General features: G+C 64.0%; 22 protein-coding genes. All 22 read right to left on the bottom strand.

What is annotated here, in order from left to right:
- Positions 1-20: 20 nt before the first annotated feature.
- A complete protein-coding gene (locus tag ACTT2I_RS05390) occupies positions 21-1,280 on the bottom strand; it encodes a phage minor tail protein L (protein WP_443096809.1) in 1,260 nt (419 codons plus the stop codon).
- Positions 1,277-2,011 (bottom strand): alpha/beta fold hydrolase, encoded by a 735-nt coding sequence (locus tag ACTT2I_RS05385; protein WP_421099613.1) that lies wholly within the window; start codon positions 2,009-2,011, stop codon positions 1,277-1,279. Before ACTT2I_RS05385 ends, ACTT2I_RS05390 begins: the two co-directional genes overlap by 4 nt.
- On the bottom strand, positions 2,008-2,649 hold the full coding sequence (locus ACTT2I_RS05380; RefSeq protein WP_421099614.1) for a hypothetical protein: 642 nt from the start codon (positions 2,647-2,649) through the stop codon (positions 2,008-2,010). Before ACTT2I_RS05380 ends, ACTT2I_RS05385 begins: the two co-directional genes overlap by 4 nt.
- Positions 2,650-2,658: 9 nt before the next feature.
- Positions 2,659-2,994, bottom strand: coding sequence for a phage tail protein (locus ACTT2I_RS05375; RefSeq protein ID WP_421099615.1), 336 nt, complete (start codon positions 2,992-2,994; stop codon positions 2,659-2,661).
- Positions 2,995-3,007: 13 nt separating this feature from the next.
- Positions 3,008-6,142, bottom strand: coding sequence for a tape measure protein (locus ACTT2I_RS05370; RefSeq protein WP_421099616.1), 3,135 nt, complete (start codon positions 6,140-6,142; stop codon positions 3,008-3,010).
- A 36-nt stretch (positions 6,143-6,178) separates the two neighbouring features.
- A complete protein-coding gene (locus ACTT2I_RS05365) occupies positions 6,179-6,427 on the bottom strand; it encodes a phage tail assembly protein T (RefSeq protein WP_421099617.1) in 249 nt (82 codons plus the stop codon).
- 23 nt (positions 6,428-6,450) lie between these two features.
- Complete coding sequence (locus ACTT2I_RS05360) at positions 6,451-6,855, bottom strand: phage tail assembly chaperone (protein ID WP_421099618.1); 405 nt, start codon at positions 6,853-6,855, stop codon at positions 6,451-6,453.
- A 9-nt stretch (positions 6,856-6,864) separates the two neighbouring features.
- Positions 6,865-7,329, bottom strand: a complete 465-nt coding sequence (locus tag ACTT2I_RS05355) for a hypothetical protein (protein ID WP_421099619.1) — start codon at positions 7,327-7,329, stop codon at positions 6,865-6,867.
- Between the two features lie 9 nt (positions 7,330-7,338).
- On the bottom strand, positions 7,339-7,698 hold the full coding sequence (gene gp17, locus ACTT2I_RS05350; RefSeq protein ID WP_421099620.1) for a tail completion protein gp17: 360 nt from the start codon (positions 7,696-7,698) through the stop codon (positions 7,339-7,341).
- Positions 7,695-8,117 (bottom strand): HK97-gp10 family putative phage morphogenesis protein, encoded by a 423-nt coding sequence (locus tag ACTT2I_RS05345; RefSeq protein WP_421099621.1) that lies wholly within the window; start codon positions 8,115-8,117, stop codon positions 7,695-7,697. The genes gp17 and ACTT2I_RS05345 overlap by 4 nt, the downstream gene beginning before the upstream one ends.
- A 4-nt stretch (positions 8,118-8,121) precedes the next feature.
- Positions 8,122-8,460, bottom strand: a complete 339-nt coding sequence (locus ACTT2I_RS05340; RefSeq protein ID WP_421099622.1) for a phage head completion protein — start codon at positions 8,458-8,460, stop codon at positions 8,122-8,124.
- Between the two features lies 1 nt (position 8,461).
- Positions 8,462-8,803: a head-tail connector protein gene (locus tag ACTT2I_RS05335; RefSeq protein WP_421099623.1), complete on the bottom strand. Its 342-nt coding sequence runs from the start codon at positions 8,801-8,803 to the stop codon at positions 8,462-8,464.
- Between the two features lies 1 nt (position 8,804).
- Positions 8,805-9,128, bottom strand: a complete 324-nt coding sequence (locus ACTT2I_RS05330) for a hypothetical protein (protein WP_421099624.1) — start codon at positions 9,126-9,128, stop codon at positions 8,805-8,807.
- A gap of 62 nt (positions 9,129-9,190) precedes the next feature.
- Positions 9,191-10,534 carry a phage major capsid protein gene (locus ACTT2I_RS05325; RefSeq protein ID WP_421099625.1) on the bottom strand — a complete coding sequence of 448 codons (1,344 nt, stop codon included), beginning with the start codon at positions 10,532-10,534 and terminating at the stop codon, positions 9,191-9,193.
- A 10-nt stretch (positions 10,535-10,544) separates the two neighbouring features.
- Entirely contained in the window at positions 10,545-11,423 is an 879-nt protein-coding gene (locus tag ACTT2I_RS05320; RefSeq protein ID WP_421099626.1) for a head maturation protease, ClpP-related, read from the bottom strand.
- Positions 11,424-11,427: 4 nt separating this feature from the next.
- Positions 11,428-12,717 (bottom strand): phage portal protein, encoded by a 1,290-nt coding sequence (locus ACTT2I_RS05315; RefSeq protein WP_421099627.1) that lies wholly within the window; start codon positions 12,715-12,717, stop codon positions 11,428-11,430.
- On the bottom strand, positions 12,714-14,411 hold the full coding sequence (locus ACTT2I_RS05310; protein ID WP_421099628.1) for a terminase large subunit: 1,698 nt from the start codon (positions 14,409-14,411) through the stop codon (positions 12,714-12,716). Before ACTT2I_RS05310 ends, ACTT2I_RS05315 begins: the two co-directional genes overlap by 4 nt.
- Positions 14,404-14,829, bottom strand: coding sequence for a hypothetical protein (locus tag ACTT2I_RS05305; RefSeq protein WP_421099629.1), 426 nt, complete (start codon positions 14,827-14,829; stop codon positions 14,404-14,406). The genes ACTT2I_RS05310 and ACTT2I_RS05305 overlap by 8 nt, the downstream gene beginning before the upstream one ends.
- Before the next feature lie 171 nt (positions 14,830-15,000).
- Positions 15,001-15,300 carry an HNH endonuclease gene (locus tag ACTT2I_RS05300; RefSeq protein ID WP_443096808.1) on the bottom strand — a complete coding sequence of 100 codons (300 nt, stop codon included), beginning with the start codon at positions 15,298-15,300 and terminating at the stop codon, positions 15,001-15,003.
- Positions 15,301-15,344: 44 nt separating this feature from the next.
- Positions 15,345-15,800 (bottom strand): lysis system i-spanin subunit Rz, encoded by a 456-nt coding sequence (locus ACTT2I_RS05295; protein WP_443096807.1) that lies wholly within the window; start codon positions 15,798-15,800, stop codon positions 15,345-15,347.
- Positions 15,800-16,117, bottom strand: a complete 318-nt coding sequence (locus ACTT2I_RS05290; RefSeq protein ID WP_070427046.1) for a hypothetical protein — start codon at positions 16,115-16,117, stop codon at positions 15,800-15,802. Before ACTT2I_RS05290 ends, ACTT2I_RS05295 begins: the two co-directional genes overlap by 1 nt.
- Positions 16,114-16,602, bottom strand: a complete 489-nt coding sequence (locus ACTT2I_RS05285; protein WP_443096806.1) for a glycoside hydrolase family 24 protein — start codon at positions 16,600-16,602, stop codon at positions 16,114-16,116. The genes ACTT2I_RS05290 and ACTT2I_RS05285 overlap by 4 nt, the downstream gene beginning before the upstream one ends.
- Positions 16,603-16,667: the final 65 nt, after the last annotated feature.

The raw sequence follows: 16,667 nt of genomic DNA, 5'->3' as shown, positions 1-16,667 counted from the left end.
TGTGTCGCGCCGCCGTGCTGTCAGGTGCGCAGCAGGCCGGCGGCCGGGAAGCCGCCGTAGGGCAGCGGGTTGTTCTCGCCGAAACGCTTCTTGCAGCTGCGCACCAGGCCGGCGCAGATATCGCGCGCCGGGTCGGACACTGGGTTGTCGTTGATGTCGAAGTACACCGAGCCGTTGTAGGTGCAGTACGGCCCCCGGTAGCCGCCGCGGATCAGCCAACCGCAGGTGCCGGCGATGATCTGCCGGCCGGGCAACTGCTCCCCGTTGAGGTCGATCGCGGTGGCCAGCTCGAACTCGACGGTTTCGAAGTCCTCCGAGACCTTGCGCTCGATGAACCAAATCTCGTCGAGGAAGTGCTCATTGGGGTCGGCGGTCGGCTGCCGGTCGTATACCGGATTGTTGGTGGTGGCCTGGAACGCCGTCGCGACGCTTCCATCCTGAGCCTGCATACCAAGCAGCGCGACGTTACGGCCAGCGGGGCCTGAGTCTGGACCGAAAGCAAACTGGCAGGAGGTCGCTGTAACTGAGTACCGGATCTGGAGAACGAGCTTCATCACGCCACCGCCGACGCTTTCATACGACAGGACATCGATGGGTCCGTTGAAGGCCGTCGATGAAACAGGACCGCCTGAAGCCGTCAGCCTGACGATGGACTCAACGTTGGCGCCGCCAGCACCGGCATTCGTGTTGAACACCACTCGGGCAGCGTTCGATGTTCCATAGCGGAAGTAGACCGTCAGGACGCGCACGGTCGTCGGTGTGCACGGCGTCTGCCCACGGAGCGGAGCCTGTCGCCGGTGCCAGTTGGCACCACCACTGGTGAGAAGGGCCGGTCCGACGAACGTGATCCCGTCCGCGACCTCGGCTGGGAGCGCCGAAGTTGTGGTGCCGACCCCGCTCCAGTTCGACGCGGCCGGGTTGTTGCTGTTGTTGAGAAGGTTGACGATCGGTGGAAAGTTGGCCGCGTCCAGGTACTTCACCAGCGTCTGCCGGCGGACAATCCGCGCACCGACCATGTCGTCGTACATCAGGCACAGGGCCCCGATGCGGCCATCGATGTTGCTCACGCGCAGGCGCGGGTTCGGCGGCTGGTCGCTGGTCCGCTCGAAACCGGTCGCCTCGATCGGCCAGGCGCCGTACTCCTGGCCCTGCCACCAGATGACCCCGGTCTGCAGGTGCTGGTGGAAGAAGAGCTGATCAGCGCCGAAGCTGCTGGCGTCCAGTTCGTAGACCGTGACCCGGCCGCCTGGCTCGAGCTGCTGTGCATCCGCGGTGATCATGAGCGCTCCGTTGCGAGGAATGAAGCAACGATGTCCTGGTCGATTCCAATCAAAGTTGATTCAGCGTGGCCACCGGGGATCGGCCTTGGCTCACACGTACTCACTGCATTTGCAAACATCACAGCGTGCTCCGGTTTGCATAGTGCGTCGGCGGTGCCGTACCACATCTGGATAGGTACTCCAGCGAGCTTGCCAAGCTGCGCCATGGTCAGAGGATTGTGCGTAGCCCCAAATGCTGCCTCGGTGTAAGAGCCGCCATACGCTGCGTTGATGTAGGGCCGATACATGGAGCTGTTTGCGTGCACGTCGCTGAGGTTGATGACCGGGATCATGAGGACGATCCGTCCCACAAGCGTAGGGTTCGCTGCTGCCCATGCGAGAGCCGTCGTCGCGCCCATAGACTGCGCAAGGATGTTCACGCGCCCTTGCTTGACCCCGGCGATGCCACGCATATAGGTTCGCGCCGCCGAAAGCCTGGAGATGGCTGTGTCGTTGCCCCAAGTCTGGTTTCCGGCGAGATCCGCGCAAACCATCAGGCATTTCTCGCCGACGGCCCGCATGACCGGCCAGCGCGTTTTAATCCCCATCCACTGGGAGCTGCCGCCGTCCCCTCCCTCGGATCCGTGCACGTACAGGACCCCTTGGTAGCTCGACTGTCGGTCTTTGTTTCGCACCACAACGTCGCGTTCGTTGGCGTAGGCCCGGCCGATAGAGGTATCAGTCCAGATCATGTGGTGCGCACCTGCATAGAGGCGAAGTCACCATCCGAAGCGCTGCCGAACAGGTTTGCGTTTCCGGTTCCGATTGCCAACATCTGCAGCTTGAACAGGTAACTCTGTCCTGGCGTCAGCCCTGAAATACGGGCCTCCCTCCACCTCGTGTTGTACTGCGATACCGCTCCGCCGGGGCCTACTGAGTTGGGACAAAGGATATTCCCCACCTTGTTGCCATCACAAAGCAGGTACAGCCTGGCGAAATCTGCGCTGGTGGTCATCAGCCCACCAAATGAAACCACCACCGGTCGCTCGCCGACCCGGCAAGTGACCGCCATGCCCGGAACGTCCACCAAGGTAGTGGATGAAGTGCTGAACACCGTGCCCATCTGGGCGTAGCCAAGCTCGCTTCCCCCGCTTGGCATCACTCGCCAGATCGTTCCGTTGCTGATGTAGATTTCCTGCACATCTGTAGCGAAGTACCCTTGCCCAGGCATCGTTGAGGCCGCAGGCCGCTGTGCATAGGTGCCGACGGTGGCGAACCCCCTTCCGTAGAGCTCAACGAAGTTGTTATTGGCCTTTTCGAAGGCCACCTTCGCCGGATCGCCTATGTAGGTGCCGTTGTTGGTGGTCGTGTCGATTACTTGGCGTGCCATGGGGATCCTTTACGGCTGGAACGTCTGTTCGAACGTGGCACTCAGCGTGAATACGCCATTGCCATGCCCGTTGATGTTGTAGGTCTTGCACAGGTAGAGCCCTTGAACTCCAAGGGGCGGCGTCCACAGGAAAGACACCGCGCCGCGCCGTGCTCGGAGGAAGGCAAGCGCGGGGAGCACCTTTGCCTCGCGGCCGACAATCGAGATCGGCCACTGCTGCGTCTCATTGTTGAGGCCATCGGCGGACGTCTGCCGGTAGCCATCACCGAACCGCGCCTCCTTGACGTCAAACGAGCCAGAGCCGGTGCTGTCGGTGCGCACGCACCAAGTGAATTCATCAGCCATTGCTGTTCCTTGGTCAGGCGAGAATGCCGCCGGGGCGCTTCTGCTGGATCAGCTCGGACTTGACCAGGTTGCTGACCAGCGTCCCCAGCTTCTGGCCCAACTGGTCGTTGGTGCCGCTGCTGGTCGTCTGGGTGCCGCCATCGGTCACGCTCACGTTGGTGATCACCTGGATTGGTGCGGCGCTGGAGGAAGCGCCTCCACCAGCTCGGCCGTTCATCAAGGGCGAGACGAGGCCGGGCTGCGCGCCCATCATCAACATCGTTTGGCCACCGACTTGGAGCAGCTCCGGGCCATACTCAGCGACCGGCTGCATGGACCGCGCGCTCACCGGCCCGCCGGCTGCCTTGCCGGCGCCCTGCGAGATAGCACCGCCCACAGCGTTCACCCAGCCAGAACCGGCGCCGCTGTAACCAGACGCCCAGCTGCCCACCATCTGGAAGATCTGGGACGCCGCTGCCTCAGCCATCATGCGTTGGATTGCCTTGCCGAACCCCTCGACCATCCCGCCCACGCCATCTTCGAATGGGTCGAACAGGAAGTCGGCGAAGCTGCTCTGCATGTTGCGGGCGGCCTGGTCTGCTTGGGCTGAGAGCCCGCCGAATTTGCTCTCGGCCTCGCTGGCGAACTTGGCAGCTCCGGCAGCCTGCTGGTCCCACACCTTCTCGATGTCGGCCATCTCATCAAGCCAGTCCAGCCAGCGCGCGCCATCCTCTAGTGCGGACTTCTGCTCCTGACTCAGCATGGACAGCGATCCAGCCGCCGTCTCGTAAGCCATCTTCGCCGCGTTGCCGACAAGGCCGTAGGTGGCGATCTGCCGCTCGAGATTGGCGATTTGCTCGGCGCCATACGCGCGCGACCTTGCTTCATTCTCCGCATCGATCAGCCGGGTGATCTCCGCACGATGTGCTTCTCCAAGGCGAAGGACCTGTACCTCGATCTCATGCTGGCGATTGGCTGCCGCGACAGCCGATTCACCGCGACCATAGGCCGCAGAAAGCTCGTCCTGTTGAGCAATGGATCGCTGAAGTTGAGCGCTGTATTCGGCCCACTGCTCTCCGCTCTTTGCCCCGGAGCGGCTGGAGGCAGCGCTACGCTTGGAGGCCTCCTGCGCCGCCTCAGTTTGCTGGATGAGCCGCGAGCGCATCTCAATCTGCCGATTGAACTCGGCGCGCTGCTCTGCAGTAAGCGCACCGACACCACCCGCCGCATTGATCTGCTGCCCGATCTCCACCTTCATCGCGGCGATCGCGCCGTCGCGCACGCGCACCAGGTTGACGATCTGCGAGTTCAGCCCGCCCTGTAGGCCCTGCAACTGCTGATTCGCGTCGGCGGCGGCGCCACCCACCTGACGCAGCGCCTCGGCCTGTTTACGCGCCGAGTCGGCGGCGGCATCCGTCGGCGACTTTGTCGCTTCCTGAGCTGCGCGGAAGCCGTCGAGTCGCTGGGTCGCCTCCTGCGCCTTGCGGGCATTCTCTTCCCATGCAGCACCAGTGGCTATCAGATGATCTCGGGCCGAGTCGCTGTAGTAGCCCGTCTTCGAATACCTCTCCAGTACAGCCGCGATCCGTCGCGACCCGTCCTCTACCGTCAGGGTGCCGGCGTCCATGTCGCGCTTGATAGCGTCGAGCATGGGGCGGAGGTTCCAGTTGTCCATCCCCGTGCGCAGCTGCTCCATGCTGCGGCGCATCTCGCCCGTGGCCTCCGCGACCTGCTTCTCGGCCTCCCGGATAGCCTGCATCTGCTGGGCCGCGCCGAGTGCCTGGAACTTTCCGAGCACTTCATCCAACGGGCCAGTCATCTCCCGTAGGGCCGCGGTCGCCTCGGAGGAACTGTCTCGGAACAGCAGCCAGCCAGCGGCCACGGTGCCAAGAGTGATCGCCAGGCCGGCAGGTCCTCCTAGGACACCCAAGAGGCCACGCCCCAGGTTGCCAGCAAGGCTCGTTGCTCGACCATAGGCAACCTGTGCCTCAGCGGCGGCGATTGAGGCTTGACGCTCGGCGAGTAGAGCGGCCGCGAGATTCCGGGACTGCCTTGCGCTCTCAGCGGTTCCCCGGGCGGCAGTAACCGACGCCTGCGCCCTACGCAAATCCGACTGCGCCTTAGCCAAACCAACGGCCGTGGCGTCCCTGATGGCGACTGCCTCGGCTACGATCGCGACGCGATTCTGCACGAAGCCCACCGCTGCCTGGGCAGTGGCAGCCCCGATCTGAACCATGCGCCCAGCAAGGCCGCCCAGGGCCGCGGCACCGCCGACGGTGATGAGCGTTTCGAGGTTCTCGGTTACCAGCTCCAGCCCGCCCACCAGCACCTGCGTGGCGCCGTACGCATCGTTCTGGCTTCCCACCCAAGCGCGAAGCTCGTTGCGAAACCGGATGCCAGCATCTTGCACCGTCGTGGGCATAGCCTCTACTTCGGCACGCAGCTTCCCCATCTGGGAGGTGATCGCCGGAACAACGACCTGGGCCGTGAGCTGGCCATCCTTGGCCATCTGCTGCAGCTGCTGGGTGGTTTTACCAAGACCCTCCCCCAAGGCCTGAACGACGCGAGGTGTCTGTAGAAGCAGCGTCTGGAATTGGTCCGTCGCAATGCGCCCCTGCACCATCGACTTCGCCCAGGCGTCGTTCGCCGCAGCGCCGCGCTGAGCGTTGCTGCCGCCGGCCACAAGCGCCAGACCCAGCGCCTCCGCAGAATCTAGTGTGTCCGACGCAGCGAAGCCCATCTCCCGCATGGACTGCGCGGTTCCCGCAAACTGATCGGCTGCTTCGTTGAAGTCGCGGTAGGTCCGGTTCGCAATCTCCAGAAGGCGCGTCTGCGCCAGGGCGAACTCATCCTGGGTCTGAGTCGCAAGCCGGATCCGGGCAGAGATCTGCCCCCAGTCGTCGGCCATGGAGATGAGGTTGCCGACGCTGAACGCCGCGGCGGCCACCGCCGCATACCGGCCGATAGCTTGGGAACTGGCCTCCACCGCATTTGCGTGGGTGCGGGCTGCCGTTGTCTGGGCATTCCACGACTGTGAAGCCTGAGCGCCCTCCTGTCGCACGGAGCGGAAGTACTGTGCCCCCATACGTCCGGCACGATCCATCTCGCGCTGGTACTTGGTCGTGTCCGCAGTAACGGACACGATCAACTCTCGCAGGCTCGTCGACACGAAGCACTCCAGAAGAAAAAGAAATGGCGGCTGGTGTCAGCCGCCCATCAGTCGATCCATCGCCGAGTCGGGGTCATCCCCTGCCGCTTCGCCCCAGCGAGGCATGAGATCGACGATCTTGCCGCCCCCCATTGCCGCTGCGACTTGCGCTGCATGGAAGTCTTCCCGGTCCATGCCGATCGGGGATTCACGGTTACGCGCGAGCCATATCGCCAGCTCATCCGGCTCCATCGTCTCGCGCAGCTCCCGAAGCGTTCGCCCCATCCGGAGCGCGAGGTCACACATAAACCGCAGGTCCGGCTCCTGCGTCAGACGTTTCCCGCGTCGGCCACCGGATCAGAGGTGGTCGTGATCCCCGACAACGAGAACGCCTTGTCGACCAAGCGGCCATGCACCTCGGAGAAGGAAGCGGCCACTTCGTCCGCATCACGATCGCTCAGCACGCGCTTGCCGTCCTCTCCGAAAAGCGTGCGCACCAGCACCAGCGCAGTTGCCGGGATCACGTTGACCGGTCGCTCAGACGGCTCGCCCGGCTCGAGCCCAGCGGCCTCGCGGGCTCGCGCGATCGAGGCCCGGTAGTCAATCCAGTCGCCGGCAGTGAGCTGCCGCACGATCAGCTTTGCGCCTTCCCACTCGTCGACGGTGACCCGCTCATGCTTGAAGGGCGTGAGCGGGGCCGTGGCGAGGGCGCGCAGGTTGCTCTGCTTCGCCATGGAATCTCCTTACGGCCCGGCCGGCACGTATGCCACGCGGACGATGCGGCTCACGATCGCGACCGTGAAGGTGGCAGACCAGGCGCCGTTGACGCTGGATTCTTCGCTGGTCTGGGTGACCACACCCACGAAGCGCGCCTCGCGGTTGCGGCTGTCAATGACTCGGAAGATGTAGCGGTCGCCGGTTTCCTCGGCCTCGCGGAGCTGATCCTGCGCCTCGTCGCCGTCGAAGTAGTTGCCGTTGAAGGTTGCCGTGCCGTTGTCCTTCAGGCCGAAGTCTTTCTCGACCACTTCGCTGCAGAACGTCGATACGTCGATCTCGGTCCGCTGGCCACCGGCGCGGTTGTAGCCCTTCAGCGTGCAACCGAGTTCGATGTAGTCCTCGTCATCCGGGGTTCCGACCGGCAGAGCCTCGGCCGATTCGATGGAGATCATCAGGCGCGTGCCCTGCGATCGGGTGTACTTGGAGGTCATGATGGTTCCTCAGGTTGGAGTTTCAGTGGTTGCTGCGACTTCCCAGGAGACGCGGAAGAGCTTTGTGTCGGACTCGTAGTCACCGGGGAGGCGACGGATGCTGCTGGCGGCAAAAGCTGCGTCCTGGACTTCCAAGAGGCGCTTCACCTCCCATGCCAGGGCCGTGGCTTCGCCGCGGCTATCAGCCCAGCAATCGATCTGTACGGCGCCGGCATCACTACCATCGGCACCAGAGAAGGTCATGCCGAGCTCGCCGCCGACATGGAAATGGGTGATGTAAGGACGCACCACGGGCGTGGGTGCCACGCCGCCGTAGACCCTGCCCCCAGCAAGTGCGGAAAGCCGCTGTTGGATGGTTTTCTCAATCATCGCCGTCCCAACGCCTCGTCGATCGCGGATGCCAATCGCTCCCGTACTGCATCGGCGATTTCATCCTCATGGCTGTCCCAGCTCGGGCGGATCCATGGCCGGGCCGGTTCCTTGCTGGTGCCCAGTTCGGAAAAGCGCCAGGTGTATGCGGGGCTGGATCGGCGGTCGGACCGCTCCACCGAACGGACTCTCACACCAGCGGTAAAGGTGCCCGGCTCGTTTTCCTTCTTCGCTGCTGCGACCACGCCCCTGCGTGTGGCTCCCTCGTTGATCGGTGCAGCATCGCGGACCGCGTCCCGGCCAACCCTGGCGCCAGCCATGGTCGCCTGCCGCAGCACACGCTGTTGGGCTCCTTTCTTCAGGGACGCAAAGTCATCCGCAAGGCCTGAGAGGCCGCGGATATCGACGTTGATACTCATGAGATCAGCCTTGATTGAGGCCTGCGACAGCGATGATCGCTGTCTCGCTGCCGTCGTTGCTTGTGCCGGCCGACTTGATGTCGTAGATGCGGCCCATGCGATCGACGATGCGCCAGCTGGGGTCGATCTCTCGCGGCAAAATGTCCCAGCGGACCTGCTCACGGTAAGAATCCGCGCCTGAGGCGACTGCCTCAGCCGTCGCACTCAACTGGTTGGTGAGCCTCGCCCAGACCTCAACGACGCGGACCCACTCAACACCCACAGCCTCTCCGAGGTCGTTGCTGACGAAAACCTTCCGCTCGAAGCGAATCAGATGGCGCCGCTGGCCGGCAGGGATTCCCACGTTAGACCCCCAAGCCTATGCGGTAGGGCCAGAGCAGACTGCGCGTCCCTTCCTTCATCTCCGACACGATGGTGCCGGTGACCACGTTTTCGCGGTTCGCGTACAAGTGCCCGAGGGTGAGCAGCACCGCCGCCCGGATCGCGTCGTTGACGACGATCGGCTCACAACCCGCGGTGCCGGCCAGAACCGCTGCCGCGAGCGCATCCTCGTCCTCGTAGACGCGACGATTCAGGAAGTCCTGGGCGGCGTCTTCAGCCGCGCCTCCGTAGAGGGTCAGCATCTGGTCGTCGTCGCTATCGGCCCGGCAGTGCTGTCGGGCCTGTTCGATGGTCACCAGGCGCATGTCAATCCGCCTTCACAGCAGCTTCCAGCGCGTCGAGAACTGTCTTGCGGTTCTTGCCGGCTCGCTCCGCGGCGAGCAAGGCTTGCAACAAATCCTTGTCCTGGTTACCCGCCAAGGATGCGATCACGTCGGAGGCAGTCCCTTCGACAAGCTTCTCAGCCGCGCTCTTCTCCGTGGCTTCCTGCGCGGCCACTTCACCGACAACCTCAACCAAGCCCTTCTCGGCCAGCTCGTCGGCTTGCCGCTTGCTCCCCACCTTGAACTGATCGCCCACACGGCGGTTTCCGTGGTGATCGAAACTGGCCAGAGCCTTCACTTCGTACATGTCCTATCTCCGAAAAGAGAAAGGACGGCGACGCCGTCCCTTCGATGGACCTAGACCAGCCCTTACGGGGTGTCGAGATCGGTCATGGTGCCCTTCACGAAGGCTTCCGGACGGTAGACCGTCAGGGCCAGGCGCTCTTCCATCAGGATCTTCACCATGTTCTTGACGAAGTCGCGGTCGTCCTGCGTCGCCACCATGACGTTGACCTCTTCACGGTCGTGCAGTTCGGCGGCGATACCGCCACCGAACGCGCCCACCAGGAACTCGCCGGCACCCATGGACTGCGTCGGCACGACGTTTCGACCCCAGAGCGCCGGCGTGGTGATGCCACGCGGGTTGGCAAAGAGATAGGCGTTGTCGTCGGTCTTCTGCAGCTCGATAGCAGCCCAGTCGAGCGGGCTGATGACGATGCCGTCCGCCCAAGCCTCGGCCAGTTCGACCTGCAGGAGCGCCAGACGCAGGCGGTCGATGCGCGTTTCGTTCTGGACGGTGACACCAGGGTTGGCGTACGCCCGCGCCTGGGTGTACAGGCCGTCGATGTTCAGGCCCACGCCCGAACCCTTCAACAGCTGGGTTTCTTCCTTGAGCTTCAGGCCATAGCGCAGGCGACCGTCGATGTAGCCACGGAGGGTCGGAACGTCGGAGAGAACCTGACGGGAGGCGTGGATCCAATGGGCGATGGTGGTCACCGCCGCTTGGTCAGCTTCGAACGTCAGATTGGATTCCGGCTTCAGGCCGGTCGGGTTTTCTGCGACGACGTCTGCGTTGTTGGTGTAGCCAGTCTCGCGCACGAACTGGATGGCGTTGGAACTGGTCGGAACGACGTTGAGCAGGTCGCGAATGGTCAGGCGGCGCAGCCCCGGGGCGATGATTCCCTCTCGGCGCTGCGGGACGATCAGGTCGCCGGCCGAAGCGCCGTCGCTCGTCACGACAGCCTTCACGTCCATGTTGAACTTGCTGCCGCCTCCGCTGGCCGCGCGAGCGGCCCAAGCCTGGAAGTCCTCGTTCGATGTCAGCTGCTCGCCCATCGACTGGGGCGCGGCATACTGGCCGCCGCCCTGTTCGAGCTTCGCCACCAGCTGCTCGGCGGACTGCAGTCGCGCCTGGAGCGCACCCTGCTCTGTCAACAGCTTGTCAACGTTGGCACGGGTTTCGTCAGTAAGCCGAGCGTGCGCCTTGATCTCCTTCTCGGCGGTCTCCGCCTGCGACTTGATCTGGTCACTGATCTTTTCCAGCTCTGCTTTGATCGCGTCAGGCAGTGCGGCAGCCATCACCGGTGCCATGAGCGCACCTTCGGGGCTGGTGAACAGGGCGGACAGCAGATGCGTGCCCGCGACCGCGTCTGCGGAGATGATCAGCAACGCCAGCGTGGTGACCACGGCGGCCAGGATGTACTTGTTCTTCATTGGGTTTACCTCAGCGGTTGGGGATGGAAAACGACTTGAGCGCGGCCAGGTAGTCGGCCTCGGTTGGTGCGACGGCCGGGGCTTCTTGGCCGTGATCGGTGGGATCGCCCGCACCGCTGCCAGCGGGATCACCCGCGCTGGACTTGAGTTCACTGATCAGCTGCATGGCTTCGGACTTCGGCATGCCGGAGAACCGCAGGGCCGATTCGATACGCCGCACCGCCGAGGCGCTGGTCTTGCCGGCGCCGCGCTCGACCTGGTCGGTCGGCAACAGCTCGTCGGCGAAGCCGCCCTCGATCGCGTCGCTACCAGCTATCCAGGTCTCGGCGTCCATCAGCTTCGCCATTGCCTTCTGGTCCTGCCCGGTGCGCGCCGCGTAGATGTCGGCCATCGCTCTGTCGAAAGGCTCCAGCGTCTCGGCGTAGTCGCGGAGATCATTGCGGTTGCCGGCGGCGACCACCCAGGCGTTGTGGATCATCAGGAACCCGGCACGAGCGATCTGCACGGTGTCGCCTGCCATGGCGATCACAGAGGCCGCTGACGCAGCGAGGCCCAGGACCTTCACTGTCACTTCGCCGTCGTGCTCGCGCAGCAGGTTATAGATGGCCAAGCCCTCGAACATATCGCCGCCGGGACTGTTGATATTTACGATGACAGGGCCCTTTCCCAGGCTGCGCAGGGCGCCAGCGATGCGTTTGGCTGTGACCCCCTCGCCCGTCCAGTAGTCCTGGCCGATGACGTCGTACACGCTGATCGATCGATCAGCGTCGTCATTCGCGGCGGCGCGCACGCCCGGGTTCCAGCGATCCAACGCACGCGGCTGGAGCTGGCTGCTAACACCTGCGCACACCCTGCCCTCCGGTGCGCCCGGCAGCTTCTTGATCGTCATGCGTTCAATCCTTCTGTGGCTCGTCTTGAAAACCCAGGAACGCGCGAATCGCAGCCCGGGCCTGGTTGGCGTCGGACGTGTGCCCGATGCTGTCCAGCGTGGTCATGGCGCTCTGCACTGTCAGCACCGCTGCGTTTCCCCCCATGGGCTCGCGGTCCTCAAGCTCGCGCACTTCGTCCCGCGTGAGCACCCCGTTATTGACCATGGCGGTGTAGAAGGCTGCCCGGCCGGCGCTGTCAGCGCGAAGCAGGCCTTCTACTGAGTACTTCGGATAGAAGCGAGCTCGTTCGCCTGTCGGGAGAAGGTCCTTGTTGATCGCCTGCTCGATGCGTTTAAGCCAGGGCGCCAACGTAAAGGTCAGGAAGCCAATCATCTGTTGCTCGATGCCGGTTCCCCAGCTGGATGACTTCTCGGTGTGGCCCACCATCCATGGCGGAACCCGGAACCAGCGGCACACCTCTTCGACGCTAAATCCGCGAGACTGCAGAAGTTGGGAATCGGCCGGGTTGATTCCGATCGTCCCCACGTCAGTACCCCCTTCCAGAAGGGGCGTTTCGCCGCGCTCCACGGCACCGAGCACGTTCTGCCGAAACTCGTCGCGCTGGCCTGGCTTCAGGAATGCCGCGATCTTGTAGTAGACCGTCTGCAGCATGCCGTTGCTGAAGGTACGAGCGGCCGCCCTGTCAGCGGCGATGGCGCCGCCAAAAACGTGGGCGCCGTACGCGATCACCGAGACACCATTCTTTCCATCGAGCGTGAAACCAGGGATCTCCCACATGCGATCACGCGGAACGATCCGCTGACGTCCGTCGTCCTCGGTGTAGCGCCACTGCTTCTTGCCGTCAGGTCCCCGCGATGGAACGAGACGGTCCGGATTGAGGAACTGAACCCCGACAAGCCTTCCACCAATCATGAGTTTCTCGGCACGACCGGCGCCACGCAGCAGCATTGCGGCGACCATTGCCTCCCAGAACACCGAGGCCGCCGAGTCCGAGTTGGGCTGGTCGTGAATGAGGAAATGCAGAGGATGCTGTGATGCAGGTCGCTTTCCGCTGGAGGACCGTTCGTACATCCCCAAGGGGAGCGTAGCGATGGTCTCCGAGATCAAACGCACGCACGCCCATACGGCAGAGACCTGCATGGCAGTAGCCGCCGTAACGGACACGCCTGCTGGCCCCCTTGCGCCACCAATGGCAGACCAGCCTTCTTCGTCCGCCAGGGACAATGGAATACCCAACCAAGCCCTGACTGCGGTGGCGATCCGGCCCGGCTGCTTAATTGCCGGGCCAGTCACGACTGACTCCGTATCGGAGCGCTGAGGAATCCGTCCATGTCACCCTGCTCGTCGGAGCTCATGGAAAGACCAATGCCCATCAGCAAAGCCGCCATATCATCGATCTTGTCCGGCGATCGCTTCTTGTCGGGCTTCATATTCAGGTTTCCGTCTTTCACTGCGATGAGGTTGGAGGCGCACCAGTTCAGGACCTGGTCGTTGCCGTGCTGGATCTTTTTGCCGATGTACGCCCGCTCCAGCTCCTGCATCGCGGGGTGGTAGTTCTTCGTTGTCTGGTTGAACTCGACCAGCGGGTGCCCATCGGCCAATAGACGCTGTGCAATTTCGGCTGCGTTCCAGCGGTCGTAGCCGATCGCTTGGGGACCGAAGCGGTCGATATCCTCGCGGATCCTTGCCTCCACCACGCTGTAGTCGGTGACCTCACCTTCGGTCGCCTCAATCAGCCCCGCTGCCACCCAGCCCGCATATGGCACCACTCCTCGTTCCGTGCGCGCCCGCACCGCGTCCGCCGGAACGAATCGGCGGCCCCAGGTGTAGTAGACGTTGTCCACCTTCCACACGAGGCGCCACGACGTAATGTCCAAGGTGCTTGCCAAGTCGAACGCCCCCCAACAGGGTTGCCCGGCCAGCCAGTCCAGATCGACCGCACCGCCGCACTTCTGCCACTTCGTCAGGTCCACCCAGCCGGTGGCGGAGGACGCCGGTCGGTTGAGCCGCTTGATCTTGAATTCGGCCAGCTTCGAAGGCATCTGCCGCGCCTCGACGGCCTCCTTCCGGATAGCCTTCAGCAGGTGCGGGTTAGCGTCCATCAGCGGGTTGGCCTTGGGCCAAGCCGATTCATCGAACTCGTCGTCGTCATCGTCGACGGCGAAGAACACCACCAGGAAGTGGTCTGCGGAATCGCCCAGGATGCCCTGCAGCACTTGCTTGGCGAACTGCCTGATTTCCCCCCACGGCCCGGGATTGGTGTATCCCTCAGTCGTGGTGTACAGCCACAGCGGGTTGCTACGTGCGCCTGCTGCCGAAGTCAGCACGTTCAACAAGTCCGCGGACTTGTGAGCGTGGATCTCGTCGAGGCCCACATGCGACGGGTTCAGGCCGTCCTGCGTGCTGGCCTTTGAGTTTATGGGCTTGAATGTTGCCCCCGTCTCCACCCGGCTGATCGCGTTGGCCCAGCATGCAAGCCCGAATGCCTCCTGCAGATCGGGCGTCTTCTCCGTCATCCGCTTGGCGACGTTGAAGATAATCCGCGCCTGGCTGCCGGTCGTAGCCGCCGAGATGATCTGGGCGCCCTCTTCCTCTTCACAGCACTGGCAGTACAGGAGGATCGCCGCGGCCAACGTGGACTTTGCATTCTTGCGGGCAACCGCGAACAGCGCCGAGGTGAATCGCCGGCTGCCATCGAGGTTGCGGAAGCCGAACAGCTGCACCACGAAGAACACGTGGGAGCGGTGCAGCTCAATCTCCGGCCTTGCCCACTTCCCTTCGACGTGCGGCAGCTTCTCGATGAAGTCGCATGGGTCGCATGCGTGCCACTCATCGAAGAGGAATGGCGGCCGCTTCCGCTTGGCGCGCTTGAGGTCCGCGAGGAACCGCTTGCCGGCCAGCCGAATCCACTTACCGAACTTCTTGCCCTTCTTGTCGGCTACCGCCTCTTCGGCGTATGCCGTGGCGATACCAACGTAATCACGCACGAGTCTTCCGTTTCGCACCGTTGTTGGCGAAGGCGTTCCCCGCCTTCTCGACATCGCCGGACGGCCTGACCTTACCCTGGGCAACTGGCGTCAGCCCGAAGTCATTCATCAGGCCGCGCAGCTGCGACACCATGGACGCCACCGGCGCCAAGCCCGCGGCATAGAGCTGCACGGTATTGCCGTGCAACGCACACAGCTGGCCGAAGGCGGACAGGCCGGCCTCCGTCAGCAGCTTGTTCGCGTGCAGGATCGGAGCGAGCCGGTCCCATTCCTTGATCGCGTGGGCATTCGGCAGCCAGTCCGGTGCCGGCGGCACGTAGGACACCAGCGGCAGCTCGGCGGCCGGCGGCGGTGAGCGGTCAGGGCGATCCGTACCGGCCACCACTTTCAGCGATGTCGGTTTGCGGGGGTTCGCCATGTTCGTTCCGAGGACGGCCGGTTGACCGCGAAAAAATGGTTTTTCTCAACTGACGGTGCATATAAACGGCTGGGCGCACGGTCAGGCGTGCGGGCGCGCTGAACTTTCGACCTGCCCCTCCCCCGTTCAGGTTCGTGAGACTGAATCTCGTTCATTTTCAGGCAGATCCGTTCAGCTTCGCGCCTTGGTGTACGAGCGGTTGCCGAAACCACCGTCCTCGCCTGCCGTCTTCACGTCGTGGCAGCGCTTGCAGAGCGGCTGCCAGTTGCTCGTGTCCCAGAACAGCTCCTGGTCACCTCGATGGGGAATTACGTGATCGACGATGCGGCCAAGGGTCACTCGCCCATTTCGCCGACACTCAGCACAGAGCGGATCACGCTTGAGGAACGTCTCGCGGGCCTTCTGCCATCGCCCGCCGTAGCCGCGCTGAGCAGTGGTGAGGCGGATTGCCTCAGCCGGGACATGCACCACCGCCTCGATCTTGTGCGGTCGGTGCTTTGGAGCACGCGCCGGCACTACCTATCTGCCCGGATCACGGCTTGGCAGGCGCGGAGTTGGTCGTCGGCGTCTCGACCGATTCCAATAGCAGGGCCCGCAACCGTGACTCCGAGGTCGGCGGGCGCATCACGTTGGGCGGCGCCGGCGGCAGCTTCGGACAGGCGACCGGTGTGGCAGGTGGCGAGGTCGTGGCGCAACCGGACAGTGCCAGCACGCAGCTCAGCGACAACAGCAGCAGGGATGGTCTCGGCCGCAGCGCGGTCTTCTTCATGCTTCGCTCCGATGGTGGCCATGGTGTCGGCCTGGGTGTGCTCGGTCGCACGGGCTTGGTTGACCTGGTCCGCCACCGCGGCGCTGACGCCAGCCTGCTCCCGGAACGCTGAGCCTTCGGCGCGGTCTCCACGCCAGGACCAGCCGGCCCAGAAGGACAAGGCCATCGCCACGGCGGCGAGCAGGGCATAAAGACGGATCATCAGGGCATCTCCGGCGGGATCACCGCGCCGACCTGGCGCATGGCCGACTCCAACGACATGACACGAAGCCTCAGTCGGTGTGCCTCTTCCTGCGCCGTCATGCGCAGCTTGATCTCCTCGGCCAGCTGCAGCGTGGTCGCCGCCTGGGATTCTTCCAGAGACTTCACGCGCTGCACCAAGCCGTTCAACAGGTCGACGTTGGCGTCCGTCTCGGTCCGCTCTTTGCGGCGGGAGAGCAGCGCCCCCCAGGTTTCCCTTGCCACCCAGAACGCGGCGAGACCGCCGGCCATCCACCACGGGACGGTTTCCTCGGTCATGACACGACCACGCCACCGGCTTTGCGGTATGCAGCCAGCAGGTCATCCAGCTTCCGCTCGTGCTGCCCGTACCCCGCGCCCGGCAGGCTCGCCCAGATGTTGCGGACGAAGCTGATTGCCTTGACCACCTGGCCGGCCTTGATCAGGTCCAGCGCCCGGCGCTCCCTGATCTGCTGGATAGCGACCAGATCCTGGCTAAGCGGTGAGAAGTCCTTCAGCCCCAACAAGCGGCGGTACGCATCGTAGTACCGCGACAGCAGCTGGTAGCGACCGGCAGCCGTGGACTTGATGCCCAGCCTGGGCAGCGACACCAACTCGCGCGGGTGGTCGGCATAGCCGGTGAACAGCCGGCCTCCCACGATCACGTCGTAGCCGTGGTCCTTGGTGGGCTGCTTGCCGTTGTCGGTGCCCTCGGACCAGGCCAGCATGTCCAGGAACGCCACGACGTTCACGCCGCCTGCTTGTTGGGGAGTGATGCGAGCCATGGGCATTCTCTGTCAGGGCGCCCGCCCCGCCGCCGGCTGGGCGCAAGGGTTGATCCGGTCTGGGA

It is taken from the genome of Stenotrophomonas sp. PUT21 (assembly GCF_052232875.1).
Taxonomy (GTDB): Bacteria; Pseudomonadota; Gammaproteobacteria; order Xanthomonadales; family Xanthomonadaceae; genus Stenotrophomonas; species Stenotrophomonas maltophilia_N.
The sequence above is the reverse complement of the archived record's forward strand: the minus strand, read 5'-3'. Positions and strand labels throughout refer to the sequence as shown.

Coding starts and splice junctions, on each gene's coding strand:
- ACTT2I_RS05390 (WP_443096809.1), bottom strand. CDS start 1,280: ATGATCACCGCGGATGCACAGCAGCTCGAGCCAGGCGGCCGGGTCACG.
- ACTT2I_RS05385 (WP_421099613.1), bottom strand. CDS start 2,011: ATGATCTGGACTGATACCTCTATCGGCCGGGCCTACGCCAACGAACGC.
- ACTT2I_RS05380 (WP_421099614.1), bottom strand. CDS start 2,649: ATGGCACGCCAAGTAATCGACACGACCACCAACAACGGCACCTACATA.
- ACTT2I_RS05375 (WP_421099615.1), bottom strand. CDS start 2,994: ATGGCTGATGAATTCACTTGGTGCGTGCGCACCGACAGCACCGGCTCT.
- ACTT2I_RS05365 (WP_421099617.1), bottom strand. CDS start 6,427: ATGTGTGACCTCGCGCTCCGGATGGGGCGAACGCTTCGGGAGCTGCGC.
- ACTT2I_RS05360 (WP_421099618.1), bottom strand. CDS start 6,855: ATGGCGAAGCAGAGCAACCTGCGCGCCCTCGCCACGGCCCCGCTCACG.
- ACTT2I_RS05355 (WP_421099619.1), bottom strand. CDS start 7,329: ATGACCTCCAAGTACACCCGATCGCAGGGCACGCGCCTGATGATCTCC.
- gp17 (WP_421099620.1), bottom strand. CDS start 7,698: ATGATTGAGAAAACCATCCAACAGCGGCTTTCCGCACTTGCTGGGGGC.
- ACTT2I_RS05345 (WP_421099621.1), bottom strand. CDS start 8,117: ATGAGTATCAACGTCGATATCCGCGGCCTCTCAGGCCTTGCGGATGAC.
- ACTT2I_RS05335 (WP_421099623.1), bottom strand. CDS start 8,803: ATGCGCCTGGTGACCATCGAACAGGCCCGACAGCACTGCCGGGCCGAT.
- ACTT2I_RS05330 (WP_421099624.1), bottom strand. CDS start 9,128: ATGTACGAAGTGAAGGCTCTGGCCAGTTTCGATCACCACGGAAACCGC.
- ACTT2I_RS05325 (WP_421099625.1), bottom strand. CDS start 10,534: ATGAAGAACAAGTACATCCTGGCCGCCGTGGTCACCACGCTGGCGTTG.
- ACTT2I_RS05320 (WP_421099626.1), bottom strand. CDS start 11,423: ATGACGATCAAGAAGCTGCCGGGCGCACCGGAGGGCAGGGTGTGCGCA.
- ACTT2I_RS05305 (WP_421099629.1), bottom strand. CDS start 14,829: ATGGCGAACCCCCGCAAACCGACATCGCTGAAAGTGGTGGCCGGTACG.
- ACTT2I_RS05295 (WP_443096807.1), bottom strand. CDS start 15,800: ATGATCCGTCTTTATGCCCTGCTCGCCGCCGTGGCGATGGCCTTGTCC.
- ACTT2I_RS05290 (WP_070427046.1), bottom strand. CDS start 16,117: ATGACCGAGGAAACCGTCCCGTGGTGGATGGCCGGCGGTCTCGCCGCG.
- ACTT2I_RS05285 (WP_443096806.1), bottom strand. CDS start 16,602: ATGGCTCGCATCACTCCCCAACAAGCAGGCGGCGTGAACGTCGTGGCG.